1 protein-coding gene is annotated in these 839 nt (G+C 43.6%); it reads left to right on the forward strand.

The window, feature by feature from the left end:
* A partial coding sequence (locus tag ACRCJ0_RS16515; protein WP_431391244.1) for a pseudouridine synthase occupies positions 1–706 on the forward strand: 706 nt, incomplete at its 5' end.
* Between the last annotated feature and the right edge of the window lie 133 nt (positions 707–839).

Here is an 839-nt window from a genome sequence, read left to right on the forward strand (position 1 = left end):
GACCCGAAAGGCCTGCAAACGCCTATTGAAAGATGGCCATGTCACCGTTGACGGCCAAGTTGTCACACAATTCGCCACCGTTGTTGATCCCAGCTGGCAAGAAATTACCGTCGACCAAGTAGTAATTGATCGCCATTTTGGCCATACATATTACTTGGTCCATAAACCCAAAGGCTACCTGTCAGCCAATAAAGACCAGACCCACCCAACGGTCATTGACCTGATTCAACCAGCAGATAATCCCGGCGATTTAGCAATTACCGGCCGTCTGGACCGCGATGCCCATGGACTCGTCTTCGTCACTAACAATGGCCAGCTCCATTACATCTTCCAACAACCCAAATTTGATATTCCAAAGACCTACCGCATCACTGTGAATGGCCTTATTGATGAAAAAATGGTCGCACAATTTCAAGCGGGTGTCATTTTTCAGGATGGCACGATCTGTAAAGCAGCAAGGCTTGAAATCATTTCGGCAAGCCCGCAATCCTCAACTGGTTTAGTCACGATTTCAGAGGGGCGCCGCCACCAAGTGAAGAAAATGTTTCTTGCTTGCGGGGTAAAAGTCACAGACTTATACCGACAAAAAATTGGCGATTTAAGGATTGATGACCTAGCGGAGGGGGACTATCGTCAACTAAATGAAGCAGAAATACAGTCACTCAAAAGCATCTTTCCTCTATATAATAAACGTAAAGAAAGTTGAGGGAAAAGGGCGGTAAAATAAGTCCAAAAAATTTTTCAAAAAACTTTTGGCCAAACTGTTGAAATCTATAATTTCTGATGCTATACTAATCAAGTACGATATTTTTGAGGCAAAAAAACTCAAGAATACCACT

It is taken from the genome of Aerococcus sp. L_32 (assembly GCF_050689315.1).